This is a genomic window from Microcoleus sp. T2B6, from assembly GCF_036700475.1.
Lineage (GTDB): Bacteria > Cyanobacteriota > Cyanobacteriia > Cyanobacteriales > Microcoleaceae > Microcoleus.
In genome coordinates, this window is the sequence record NZ_JAUBOZ010000013.1 from 67326 (window position 1) to 79159 (window position 11834).

Sequence of the window (11834 nt, forward strand, 5' to 3'; positions counted from 1 at the left end):
ATGGAAATGCAATTAATTGTAGTCCTCTTTTAGAGGACTTTCGCTATGAGACAGGGGTTTTCAACCCCTGTCGGACTGGAAGTCAAACGAGAAATTCGATCGCAAATATGAATACTCCTCAACCTTCATTAACTAAAACAGAATTAAGAAAATCGCTCCTCAACACCCGCAAATCCCTATCAGCACAAGAATGGAGACAAAAGAGCGATCGCCTCTGCAATCATCTCCAAAACTCGCTCTTATTTACCCAAGCAACCACAATCCTCGCCTACTTCAGTTGTCGCCAAGAACCAGATTTAAGTCCCCTATTTACATCTTCTGTGGAGGAGGCATCTTGCCTGCTCAATTCTGGAGACAGGCAAGATGCCTGTCCCACAAATGCCATTCCCACCCCTAAAAAATGGGGATTTCCCCGCTGTGTCGGCAAAGAGCTATCCTGGCACATCTGGCAGCCCGGAGATGCTTTACATACTGGAGCTTATGGCATACTCGAACCACTGGCGGATGCTCCTAAAATAGACCATTCAGAAGTAGATTTAATGCTCGTACCCGCAGTAGGCTGCGATGTTCGCGGCTATCGCTTGGGCTACGGCGGTGGCTATTACGATCGAATGCTCAGTTTAGCTGAGTGGGAATCAAAAGTTACGATCGGCATTATCTTTGAATTTGCCTTGCTCGCCCAACTACCAGTTGACTCCTGGGATCTACCGCTGCACGGCATTTGTACAGAAAGCGGTTGCAAAATTGCACAGCGAAAATCTTAAACGGGCATAAACAAATTAATTTTCCGCAATTATGCCTATATCCTCTTAATCTAGAATCTAGAATCTAGAATCTAAAATCTAAAATCTAAAATAGTATGGCCCAGCGCTACGTTCGAGTTAAAACAACACAAGGACACATTCATTACGGTTTACTGCAACTTAGCCACAGCGTTCAAGTATTTGATGCACCGCCCTGGTTACAAGGACAACCAACCGATTTGGAACTTTCACCAGATACTTACCAAATTCTCGCCCCGTGCTCTCCCTCAAAAATTGTAGCCGTAGGCAAAAATTATGTCGATCACGCCGCCGAGATGGGAACCCCAGTACCGGAAGAACCCCTGCTGTTTTTCAAGCCTCCGAGTGCTGTCATCCCTGCTGGTGCAGCGATTCGCTATCCGCAGCAGTCGGAAAGGGTAGACTACGAGGGAGAATTGGCCCTGGTAATTGGCGAACATTGTACCAACTGCACTCCCGAACAAGCACACAGCAAAATTTGGGGCTATACGATCGCCAATGACGTAACAGCCAGAGATTTGCAAAAACGGGACAACCAGTGGGCGAGGGCCAAAGGGTTCGATACATTTTGTCCCTTGGGGCCTTGGATTGTCCGCGAATTGAGTCCCGCTGCACAGTTGCAGACTTTTGTCAATGAGAGCGAGCAACCGGTACAGTCATCCCAGATCGATCGCATGGTATTTTCCCCAGACTTTCTCGTCTGCTACATCAGTCAAATAATGACCCTCGTTCCCGGCGATGTGATACTGACTGGAACGCCGCAAGGAGTAGGGCCGCTACAAATAGGCGATCGAGTCCGCATCGAAATTGAAGGCATCGGCAGTCTTGAAAATACTGTCACTCATTAGTTATGGGTTATTTGTGAGGACACGGCGAAAGCCTTTGTCCCTACGGGGAGGGCTTGGAATCTGCTGTATAATATCAATTAGCCCGTCAATTTTCACCAACTTTGAAATAGGATCGTTAGCCCATGCAACTCGAAGACTATTTTGACTTTCAGCGGCCAGATGATATTCGGGTCAAAGGGACGCGAATCGGCATTGAAACTGTTCTATATGATTTCATTCATCGCGCGCGCACTCCTGAACAAATTGCTCAAACTTATCCATCTCTTAACTTGGAACAAGTTTATGCTACTATCCTTTACTATCTGCACAATAAAGAAGCCGTTAGTAACTACATTGCTGATTGGTTGGAGTGGAGCCATCAGCAACTTAAAGCACAAGAACTTAACCCTCCACTTGGTATTGTTAGACTGCAAAAACTGAGCTCGGAAAAAAAATCCCAACAAATCATCAATGAGTCTCAATTATCTGTTGGATGAAAATGTAGATCCTACCTATAAAGCTGAAATCCTTACAGGCAATCCAAATTTGATAATTTGGTGTGTAGGCGAACCAGAAGCTCCGAGTCGGGGAACTTTAGATCCAGAAATTATTAAATGGTGTGAGGAATATAACTTTATATTGGTGACGAATAATCGTAAATCCATGCCCGTGCATTTGACAGACCATTTGGCTGAAGGTCATCATATTCCGGGCATTTTTATCCTCAATTCCAAGTTGAGTATTGGACAAAATATTCGGCAATTAATTTTTATTGCTGAGGCATCTTTTAATGATGAATATCAAGATCAAATAGTTCATCTGCGAGAGATTGTTTGAATAATTTTGTCTCATTGATAAGTAGAAGGAAGTTCGGCAACGGATTTTGTAACGGATGTAACGGATGTAACGGATTGACCGCAGAAGGTAGAAGGTAGAAGCTAGAAGAGAAATAAAGGGGGTATGTTACCAGGATTTGGTATAAACCCTATGATTTTCCCGATCGGCAAAATGAACGATTTGGCGAGGCTACAGTCAACGCCCTATCGAGATTTCACCTCAGTTTGACAATCATAGGGATAACAACTAAGCTGTGGAGCATTTAAACCATTCACTATCCAGGTAAGGTGCGTCAGGCGCGAACACTTACGCCGACTTGGGACACACTTCTGTACGCTCCGCACCCTACTATCTTCTTTTAAATGCCGAACAGCTTAACAACTGTCAACTACCAACTACCAACTGCTTTCCTGACTAACGAACCTGCATATAAACAGCATCCGAAAGCGGAGGAATCTCTGCATAGCGTCCCAAAAGTGACTGCACGACGGCATAGACAAATGCAGCCAAAGCGCCCAAAAACACCATGTTATACAGAGTTTCCGCAATAAATGCGACTTGTAAGCCGTTAGAAAAAATCGGCAAAACCAGACCGCACAGCATCAAAACAATGTCTAAAAGAATCGCCTGCATCGCATTAAAACGAATGAAGTGACTGATGTTTTCGTTTCTAACTACTCCTAAATACAGAGCAAAGAAGATAATCAAGCTAGCAAAGGGCAAACTATAAATTTGCATCAAAGGAGCTAGCGGTATCAACAACAGTTGCAGGACAGGAAACTGTGTAAACAGAAACCTGCCAAAGGCAAGCCCGTCAACCAACGGGAGCAAATAAGGCAAAGAAGCAAAAATCCGGTCTGGAACAGTTGTAGACCCGCGCCAAGTCATAATGAACTCTCCTGAGTCGATCGGTGAACTATTAATTCCTATTAAAATCAGCATAACGCAGCAGGCTCAGTTCCGACCCGCCCGGAATTTGCTCATTGGTGGGCGGATAGCAGCCTCAAGTACCAGATGCAGGGCAACTTAGATCGAGTCGCATTAATAGTCACCATGCCCCAGGCCCCATGCCCCATGCCCCATGCCCTATTTGGCCGATGATTATTTAATATTGGCAATGACGAAGCCCATTTGACACTCGTACCGATCGGGCAAATTTTCCGTAGGTTTAGCAACTGGATGGCCGCAGCGAAGCTCTCCACCGCTCCAGCGCGGTTGGCCAGTGCGATCGGCCAGCAAACAACTTTGGCAAACACACTGAGGGGCAAGCATCTGATTTTCCATTAAAATGACTAACATTTGATACCTCCGGCAGGTTTCACACCAGTAATTTCATTGTATGTCAGGAGTTGGGGACAAACGGCTTAACCTGAACACAACGTAATATTTATATCAATGGGGCGAAATCCGTAGTACGGTATAAGATCCCCAATTCCCAATCCCAAAATTGTCAAGAGGTTGATTATTGTGACGGACACTAACTTAGAATTCCTTTCCAAAACCGATCCGCTGATTGCCGATTTAATCGGGCAAGAGCTGCAGCGGCAGCGAGACCACCTAGAACTCATCGCCAGCGAAAACTTTACCTCCGCAGCCGTAATGGCAGCTCAAGGCTCAGTGCTGACCAATAAATACGCCGAAGGACTGCCAGCGAAACGCTACTACGGCGGCTGCGAATTTATTGACGGCATCGAGCAAATTGCGATCGATCGCGCCAAACAGCTATTTGGAGCCGCTCACGCCAACGTCCAGCCCCACTCCGGCGCTCAAGCCAACTTTGCAGTATTTTTGAGCTTGCTGGAACCCGGAGACGGAATAATGGGCATGGATTTGTCCCACGGCGGACACTTGACCCACGGTTCGCCCGTCAACGTATCCGGCAAGTGGTTCAAAGCTTTTCACTACGGCGTCAGCCAAGAAACAGAACAGCTCGACTATGACGAAATTTTGGCACTGGCCAAAGAAAACCGACCGAAATTGCTAATTTGTGGCTATTCAGCATATTCGCGAATTATCGACTTTGAGAAGTTTAGAGCGATCGCCGACGAAATCGGAGCCTACCTGCTCGCCGACATCGCCCACATCGCCGGGTTAGTCGCCACAGGGCACCACCCCAACCCCCTCCCCCACTGTCACGCAGTCACCACCACCACTCACAAAACCCTGCGCGGCCCCCGTGGTGGCTTGATTATGACCAATGACCCGGAATTAGGTAAAAAGTTTGACAAAGCAGTTTTCCCCGGCACTCAAGGTGGGCCCTTAGAACACGTCATAGCGGGCAAAGCAGTAGCTTTCGGCGAAGCATTAAAGCCTGAATTTAAAACTTATTCCGGTCAAGTAATTGAAAATGCGCGCGCTTTAGCGGCACAGTTGCAGCAGCGGGGTTTAAAACTCGTTTCCGGCGGCACGGACAATCACTTAATGCTAGTTGATTTGCGATCGGCAAATATGACAGGCAAACAAGCGGACCAATTAGTCAGCGGTGTGAATATTACTGCTAATAAAAATACCGTGCCTTTCGATCCGGCATCTCCCTTTGTCACCAGCGGTTTGAGACTCGGTTCGCCGGCGATGACCACCAGGGGAATGGGAACAGCAGAATTTACCGAGATTGGCAATATTATCGCCGATCGCCTGCTAAATCCAGATGATGAAAGCGTCGCAGCAGACTGCCTGCGTCGAGTAGCAGCACTGTGCGATCGCTTCCCGTTATATCCCCACTTGTACTTGAAAGTGCCGGCATTAGCTTAATTTTCCTGATCGGCAATGGGAAATTGGTAGTTGGAAGTGTACGGGTAAAAGGGTAAAAGAGCAGGAAAAGATTGAGAGTTGCCGGTAGCGATATTGAAAAGCGGTTTTAACCAAAAATATCGATCGCCAATACGGTTTTTAGTAAAGATATTTGTCGGGCGGGGCTGGTTTGACTAACGGTATTTGTCGGTTGCGAAAGATACCGATCGACTGGGCCCGCTCGCCAAATATCGACTTTTTTGCTCGCGAAAAAGTCGCTATTTCAAATCGTTAATTCGAGAGTTATGAATGAAAAACCTGACAATTCGCCCCAGGGCAACTGCCATTGCGGCAAATCTCCGACTCCCAAACCCCCAGTCGCTCTTCAAGATGTTTCCTTGTTATAAGCCATCTGAAATGTAGTAGACTCTGCCTGACAGCCTAATTGCCCCGCACTATTTAAAATTGATTTCAGATGCCGTACCAGTATCTGTACCACATACTCGCTTTTCTGGTTTCTGCGCTCGTCGTCCTCTGGAGTACACCAATAGTCAAAAAAATTGGTCTCAAAAGCGGGCGAGTCGATCGGCCAGGCGAGCGAAAAGTCCACAAGCGCCCTATGGTGCGTTTGGGAGGAGTTTCCATCTTTCTCGGCACTATCACTGCCCTCTTATTTGTCTGGCTCTGTGGAGGCTTCATCGATGCTAACGGACAAGTTCTCAATCCCAAAGACGAATACGAAATTTGGGGAGTCACCCTCGGCGGCATCGGATTCTTCCTCATCGGTTTAGCAGACGACTTATTTTCGCTCTCGGCCTTAAAACGCTTGCTCATGCAAATTGGCGTATCCAGCATCGTTTGGTACGCGGGCGTACAAATTGAGTTTCTCACAGTTCCCTCCTTGGGACTTACTAATATTGGCTGGCTGAGCTTGCCAATTACCGTGATTTGGCTCGTCGGCATGGCCAACGCCATCAACTGGATTGATGGTTTGGACGGTTTAGCTGCCGGAGTTTCAGGGATTGCAGCAGTTGTGATGCTGATTGTCAGTCTGGCGATGCACCAACCGGCGGCGGCCCTGATTGCAGCGGCTTTAGCTGGCGGGACATTGGGATTTCTGCGCTACAACTTCAATCCGGCTCAAATCTTTATGGGAGATGGCGGGGCTTATTTTATCGGGTTTACTCTCGCTGGAGTGGGAGTAATTGGGTTAGTTAAAACTACGGCTGTTACTTCTGTGTTGCTGCCATATTTAATTTTAGCTGTACCGATTTTAGATATGTCGGCGGTGATTCTCGATCGACTTCGCAACGGCAAGTCACCGTTTATTGCTGACAAGCGCCATCTCCACCACCGACTTCTAGAAGCCGGACTATCCCATCGATTTGCGGTTTTATTTATTTACTCACTGACACTGTGGGTGGGAAGTTTAGCCCTAGCTTTTTCGCTTCCCAGCGGCGTAATTTACGCTATGGGTGCAACAAGTTTGCTGGGATATGCTAGCTGGAAAGTTTGGAGACACGCTAGGTGAAGGAAGAAGGAAGAAGGAAGAAGGAAGAAGGAAGAAGGAAGAAGGAAGAAGGAAGAAGGAAGAAAAATAATTTCTAATGCCTAATTCCCCATGCCCAATGCCCAATGCCCAATGCCCAATGCCCAATGCCCCATGCCCAATGCCCAATGCCCAATGCCCAATGCCCCATGCCCAATGCCCAATTCCCAATGCCCAATTCTCCAATCTAAAATCCAAAATCTAAAATCTAAAATTGAATGGTTGCTGAAATTATTTGTGTTGGCACTGAATTGCTGTTAGGCGATATTCTTAATAGCAATGCCCAGTTTTTAGCCAAAGAATTAGCGAGTCTGGGAATCCCTCACTACTATCAAACAGTGGTGGGGGACAATCCAGAACGTATCAAACAAGTGTTAGAAATCGCCGTCAGTCGATCGCAGCTTTTGCTTTTCACCGGAGGCCTGGGCCCCACACCAGACGACCTCACAGTCGAAACGATCGCCGATTTTTTTGGGGTTCCCCTCATCGAAAAGCCGGAAATTATTGCAGATATCGAATACAAATATGCCCAGCGGGGACGCACCATGAGTCCCAGCAATCGCAAACAAGCTTTAATTCCAGAAACTGCGGACATTCTGCCGAACCGCAGCGGTTCTGCACCGGGCATTATTTGGCAGCCGGTTTCTGACGTGACAGTAATGACATTTCCCGGCGTACCGGCGGAAATGCACTTGATGTGGCAAGAAACCGCCGTTCCTTACCTGCAAAATAACGGCTGGTGCAGCGAAACTATTTACAGCCGCACATTGAAATTTTGGGGGATTGCTGAGTCGGCATTGGCGGAAAAAGTAGATAGTTTTCTGAATTTAACTAATCCTACTGTGGCTCCCTACGCCAATCACGGCGAAGTCAAACTGCGGATTTCGGCCCGCGCGGAGTCCTCCGTGGCGGCGAAAAACTTGATTGAGCCGATCGAACAACAATTGCGGCAAATTGCCGACTTAGACTGTTACGGTGCTGATAGCGATACCCTCGCTTCCACTGTCGGCCAATTGTTGCTGGATGCGGGGCAAACTCTTAGCGTGGCTGAATCCTGCACGGGAGGTGGATTGGGGGCGATGCTGACGGGTGTTCCCGGCAGTTCGAGCTACTTTTTAGGCGGGATTATTTCTTACGACAATCGGGTTAAGGAAGGATTATTAGGTGTGAATCCCCAAGATTTAGCCGAATTTGGGGCAGTCAGCCACCAAGTGGCAAAACAAATGGCTGCGGGAGTTCGCGCCAGCCTCAATACAAATTGGGGATTGAGCATTACAGGCGTCGCCGGGCCCGGAGGCGGCACAGATGCTAAACCTGTCGGACTGGTTTATGTCGGTTTAGTGGGGCCCGACGGTGACGTAGAAAGTTTTGAATACCGCTTTGGGGATGCCAGAGGCCGCGAGTGGATTCGGAATCTGAGTAGCTGTACGGCGCTCGATCGACTCCGGCGTAAATTATTGTTGGCAAAAGCGTAGAAAAAATCCTACGATTGGTCAATTGTCAACAGTTAACCGTAAGCTTAAGTTTTATTTAACACTCTCTACTCCGATATAATTCGGCAATTTTCCTTTTGCCTCTTGATTATCTGTAAAGATTCGTTATGATAATAAGATAGGACTGATTGGCCAATATACTGACTCTCTCCATTGCTCAAAATATCCAGCAAGCGAGAAAGCAAGTTTGACCTTTGGTTTGAAGGTCGTGCTTGCTTATTTTCAGATATTTAGCCGTCGGTTTAGCAATCTAGACTATAAAAAAAGGAGCTATCCGTTCAATGGAAGACATTGAAAAGGTGCTGGAAGAAATTAAAGAATGGGTTCGCAAGCTGATAGAAGGACTGCTGAGTCCCGATCCTGAACCGGAACTCGAACCGATTCGTATTCCTGTCAACCAACCGAGGAATCGCAGGTAGTCGGGACTGCATTAGAAGTTTGAGGTTTAAGGTTTGAGGTTTGAGGTGGCAGACGGGTTCTAAATCCCATGTCAAAACTCTCATAATTTTTGTTGCGCTGGAAATTTTAAAATTGTTAAATATCCTGGTACTTCACGGCCCTAATCTGAATCTATTGGGTCAGCGAGAACCTGGAGTTTATGGTTCTGCGACTTTAAATGATATCAACAAGTTGCTAGAACGAGAAGCGCAAGCCCTCCAGGTGCAAGTCTCAATTCAGCAGTCGAATCATGAAGGGGTGTTGGTGGATGCAATTCACTCGATGTTAGGGCAGCACCAAGGCTTATTGATTAATGCTGGAGCTTATACTCATACGAGTGTGGCAATTAGAGACGCGATCGCCGCGGTGAATATCCCTGCGGTAGAAGTTCATCTGAGCAATATTTACCGGCGGGAAGCTTTTCGGCATCACTCGTTTATCGCAGCGGTGGCGATCGGGCAAATCAGCGGTTTTGGCTCAGAAAGTTATCGGCTGGGGTTGCAAGCTCTAGTTAGTTACTTGATTAAAAATTAAAAATTTACCGATTGTAGCGATCGGATGAGGGCAGGTTTTAGATGGAAAACCAGCCCTTATATGTTTGGGTTGAATTCAAATTAATCACAAGAGTTAGGCAAAGAAGCAAACCAGGAAGAACTCTAAATTACCAATTACCAATTACCAATTACCAAAGAACGGGGTTTAAAGCCCCGTCCTTATAGGACGGTTTTAATTTCTTAATTGTCCTAATTTTCTCAGATGTTGTGGTATAGTATAATAAGAATAACACAGGAGAGAGAGGCATGAAAGCGCGGTATCGATACAGATTTTCTCCTAGTACGGAACAAAAAATTAGCTTAGCTAAATTGTTTGGTTGTACTAGAGTAGTCTGGAATGATGCCCTAAGAATTTGCAAAAACTCTGCCAAAAAACCTAGCTGTGCAGACCTGCAAAAAATTGTAATAACTAAGGCAAAAAAGACTGAGGAGAGAGCATGGTTGGGAGAAGTGTCGGCGATTTGCCTCCAACAATCTGTCTCTGATTTGGAAACAGCTTTTAAGAATTTCTTGGATTCTTGTAAAGGAAAACGTAACGGAAAAAAAGTCGGCTATCCAAAGTTCAAAAAAAAGACAAACAGCCAATCCGCCAAACTAACCAAAAACGGTTTTTCGTTGAGGGATGATTATGTTTACCTTGCAAAGATTGGCAGAGTTAAGCTGATTTGGTCTAGGGAATTGCCAGACCATCCAAGCTCTTTAACTATAATCAAGGATTGTGCAGATCGGTATTTCATCAGCTTTGTAGTAGAGGATGATCCCGAAGAAGTCGAAGCTAAGAACCACAGCGTCGGCATTGATTTGGGCATTAAAACCTTCGCTGTAATGAGTGACGGGACTAAAGCTGTAAGCCCTGACTACAAAGTGTTAGATCGCAAAATTCGCAGATTACAGCGTAAACTTTCCCGTCAAAAACTCGACTCTAAACGGCGGAATAAAACCCGACTGCAAATAGCTAGACTGCACAACCGAATTGCTGACACTAGAAAAGATTTTTTGCACAAACTATCAACTAACTTGGCTAAGGATAATCAACTTGTCATTTTAGAAGATTTGAATGTAGCAGGAATGGTAAAAAATAGGAAGCTATCAAGGGCAATTAGTCAGCAAGGTTGGGGTGAGTTTAGGGCTTTGTGCGAGGGAAAATGTGGGAAGTATGGCAGAGAGTTCAAAGTAATTAGTCGCTGGGAACCTACCAGCCAAGTTTGCTCAGATTGCGGGTTTAAGTGGGGGAAAATAGACCTCTCTGTGCGTTATATACTCTGCCTCAATTGCGGTACTAACCAAGACAGAGATGAGAACGCCGCCAAAAATATAAATAAAGTCGGGATAGGGCATTGCCACGACTCTAAATGAACATGGAGACGCTCGTAAAACTACTTCGGTAGTATCGGTCAATGAAGTGTTAAGAATCCCCGCGCTTTTAAGCCGGGGAGTATGTCAATAACAACTTGAGTTAAATTCAAATGCGGCATTCCCTGTTGAGCAAGTTTCAAGGAACCATCCTGGGGGCAGTTTTAGGAGACTCTCTAGGCCTGCAATACCAGAGGCAACTCGTGGGTATTCCCCCCCAAACAGAAGACTTGCAGCCGATTTTACAACTGACGAAACACCAACAATTGACCCTAAGAGGGGCAACATTGGTGTTGAATTCTGTCAACAGTAAAATCCCAAGTGGCAAAGACTCATCCGCATCCGGGAGACTTGCGGTAGCGTGTGTTCAAAGTTTAATTCGGTGTAGGGGTTTAGATTTAAAAGATTGGCGCGATACTTGGGAAGCATTTGCCAAGTCGGAAATCTATCATCCCCGCAACAGTGAGTTTCAAACCCTGCTTAACCCTGGTGAAGCTGCAATTGCTGCGCTGCCATCCGCGATGTTTTTTCACGAAAATAAAGCCAAGCTGCGAGAAAAAATCATGCTGGCGATAGAGGTTTGGCACAACGAAAACCAGCCAGAATGGGAAACAGCAATTTTAGCAGTAGCATATACGATCGCCCGAGCTCTCAAAGAAAGACTTGACCCCGCGACAGCGATCGAGCAAACACTTGCCTACCTGAAAACAGAGAATGCCTTAACAGAGCTGCTGCTGCAAGTGCAAATACTACTAGAAAAGGGAGCCGATTTAGAAACAGCCGCCACTCATCTGTGCAAAAGCGCCACAGCTTTGCGAGAAAGACAGGGCGAAGGTGAGAAAAAATTACAAACCGAGTCAATTGTCAATCCAGGAAATTTCATTCCCATTGCCTTAGCTTTCTACTGCTTTTTGAACACCCCAGAAGACTTGCGCTTGTCAGTGGTGCGGGCAGCCCGCTGTGGTATAGCCGGACAAATAACCTGTGCTTTGACAGGAGCTTTGTCTGGAGCCTATAACGGCGTTGCTGCGATTCCTGTAGAATGGCGACAGGTATCTTCGGCTGAGGTTAATTCGCTGCAGCTAGCCGACGGCCGAGAACCTTCGCTCTGGGGAACTGGCAGCGATGTAAAAATTGTAGAGTTAGCAAATAACCTGTTTGCTGTTTGGGCAGGAGTTTACAGCCCCGATGCCGGACTCGATTCCGCAGCGCTAGCCCGATCGGTGGCTGCACCTTATGTCATTAGACCTCGTAAAATATAAAGGTTGGAG

Annotated in this window: 13 protein-coding genes; 11 read left to right on the top strand and 2 right to left on the bottom strand. The window is 46.5% G+C overall.

Annotated features, from left to right (window positions below; genetic code table 11):
• Positions 1-107 precede the first annotated feature (107 nt).
• The 4 genes from QUA00_RS08545 (at position 108) to QUA00_RS08560 (ending at position 2446) form a co-directional block, all read left to right on the top strand.
• Entirely contained in the window at positions 108-764 is a 657-nt protein-coding gene (locus QUA00_RS08545; RefSeq protein ID WP_333409352.1) for a 5-formyltetrahydrofolate cyclo-ligase, read from the top strand.
• Positions 765-859: 95 nt separating this feature from the next.
• Complete coding sequence (locus tag QUA00_RS08550; RefSeq protein ID WP_333409332.1) at positions 860-1630, top strand: fumarylacetoacetate hydrolase family protein; 771 nt, start codon at positions 860-862, stop codon at positions 1628-1630.
• Positions 1631-1752: 122 nt separating this feature from the next.
• Complete coding sequence (locus QUA00_RS08555) at positions 1753-2106, top strand: DUF433 domain-containing protein (RefSeq protein ID WP_333143794.1); 354 nt, start codon at positions 1753-1755, stop codon at positions 2104-2106.
• Positions 2081-2446: a hypothetical protein gene (locus QUA00_RS08560; RefSeq protein WP_333143793.1), complete on the top strand. Its 366-nt coding sequence runs from the start codon at positions 2081-2083 to the stop codon at positions 2444-2446. The genes QUA00_RS08555 and QUA00_RS08560 overlap by 26 nt, the downstream gene beginning before the upstream one ends.
• 414 nt (positions 2447-2860) lie before the next feature.
• On the opposite strand, the gene QUA00_RS08565 is transcribed toward QUA00_RS08560, so the two are convergent.
• Positions 2861-3334, bottom strand: coding sequence for a Tic20 family protein (locus QUA00_RS08565; protein WP_333143792.1), 474 nt, complete (start codon positions 3332-3334; stop codon positions 2861-2863).
• Positions 3335-3547: 213 nt separating this feature from the next.
• Entirely contained in the window at positions 3548-3745 is a 198-nt protein-coding gene (locus QUA00_RS08570; protein ID WP_006631916.1) for a hypothetical protein, read from the bottom strand.
• Positions 3746-3913: 168 nt separating this feature from the next.
• Between QUA00_RS08570 and glyA the strand changes: the two genes are divergently transcribed.
• From glyA to QUA00_RS08605, 7 genes are all read left to right on the top strand, one after another.
• Positions 3914-5197, top strand: a complete 1284-nt coding sequence (gene glyA / locus QUA00_RS08575; protein ID WP_333409333.1) for a serine hydroxymethyltransferase — start codon at positions 3914-3916, stop codon at positions 5195-5197.
• A 454-nt stretch (positions 5198-5651) separates the two neighbouring features.
• Positions 5652-6707, top strand: a complete 1056-nt coding sequence (locus tag QUA00_RS08580; protein ID WP_333409334.1) for an MraY family glycosyltransferase — start codon at positions 5652-5654, stop codon at positions 6705-6707.
• A 236-nt stretch (positions 6708-6943) separates the two neighbouring features.
• A complete protein-coding gene (locus QUA00_RS08585; RefSeq protein ID WP_333409335.1) occupies positions 6944-8200 on the top strand; it encodes a competence/damage-inducible protein A in 1257 nt (418 codons plus the stop codon).
• Positions 8201-8499: 299 nt separating this feature from the next.
• A complete protein-coding gene (locus QUA00_RS08590) occupies positions 8500-8637 on the top strand; it encodes a hypothetical protein (RefSeq protein ID WP_333081027.1) in 138 nt (45 codons plus the stop codon).
• Between the two features lie 112 nt (positions 8638-8749).
• On the top strand, positions 8750-9190 hold the full coding sequence (aroQ, locus tag QUA00_RS08595) for a type II 3-dehydroquinate dehydratase (protein WP_138920973.1): 441 nt from the start codon (positions 8750-8752) through the stop codon (positions 9188-9190).
• Between the two features lie 266 nt (positions 9191-9456).
• Positions 9457-10566 (top strand): transposase, encoded by a 1110-nt coding sequence (locus tag QUA00_RS08600; RefSeq protein WP_333409336.1) that lies wholly within the window; start codon positions 9457-9459, stop codon positions 10564-10566.
• A gap of 110 nt (positions 10567-10676) precedes the next feature.
• On the top strand, positions 10677-11825 hold the full coding sequence (locus tag QUA00_RS08605) for an ADP-ribosylglycohydrolase family protein (RefSeq protein ID WP_333109543.1): 1149 nt from the start codon (positions 10677-10679) through the stop codon (positions 11823-11825).
• Positions 11826-11834 lie beyond the last annotated feature (9 nt).

Bases quoted from the DNA above. Each gene is read 5' to 3' on its own strand.
- QUA00_RS08545 (WP_333409352.1), top strand. From the start codon at position 108: ATGAATACTCCTCAACCTTCATTAACTAAAACAGAATTAAGAAAATCG.
- QUA00_RS08590 (WP_333081027.1), top strand. From the start codon at position 8,500: ATGGAAGACATTGAAAAGGTGCTGGAAGAAATTAAAGAATGGGTTCGC.
- QUA00_RS08585 (WP_333409335.1), top strand. From the start codon at position 6,944: ATGGTTGCTGAAATTATTTGTGTTGGCACTGAATTGCTGTTAGGCGAT.
- QUA00_RS08605 (WP_333109543.1), top strand. From the start codon at position 10,677: ATGCGGCATTCCCTGTTGAGCAAGTTTCAAGGAACCATCCTGGGGGCA.
- QUA00_RS08570 (WP_006631916.1), bottom strand. From the start codon at position 3,745: ATGTTAGTCATTTTAATGGAAAATCAGATGCTTGCCCCTCAGTGTGTT.
- QUA00_RS08600 (WP_333409336.1), top strand. From the start codon at position 9,457: ATGAAAGCGCGGTATCGATACAGATTTTCTCCTAGTACGGAACAAAAA.
- QUA00_RS08565 (WP_333143792.1), bottom strand. From the start codon at position 3,334: ATGACTTGGCGCGGGTCTACAACTGTTCCAGACCGGATTTTTGCTTCT.
- QUA00_RS08580 (WP_333409334.1), top strand. From the start codon at position 5,652: ATGCCGTACCAGTATCTGTACCACATACTCGCTTTTCTGGTTTCTGCG.
- QUA00_RS08555 (WP_333143794.1), top strand. From the start codon at position 1,753: ATGCAACTCGAAGACTATTTTGACTTTCAGCGGCCAGATGATATTCGG.
- QUA00_RS08560 (WP_333143793.1), top strand. From the start codon at position 2,081: ATGAGTCTCAATTATCTGTTGGATGAAAATGTAGATCCTACCTATAAA.
- QUA00_RS08550 (WP_333409332.1), top strand. From the start codon at position 860: ATGGCCCAGCGCTACGTTCGAGTTAAAACAACACAAGGACACATTCAT.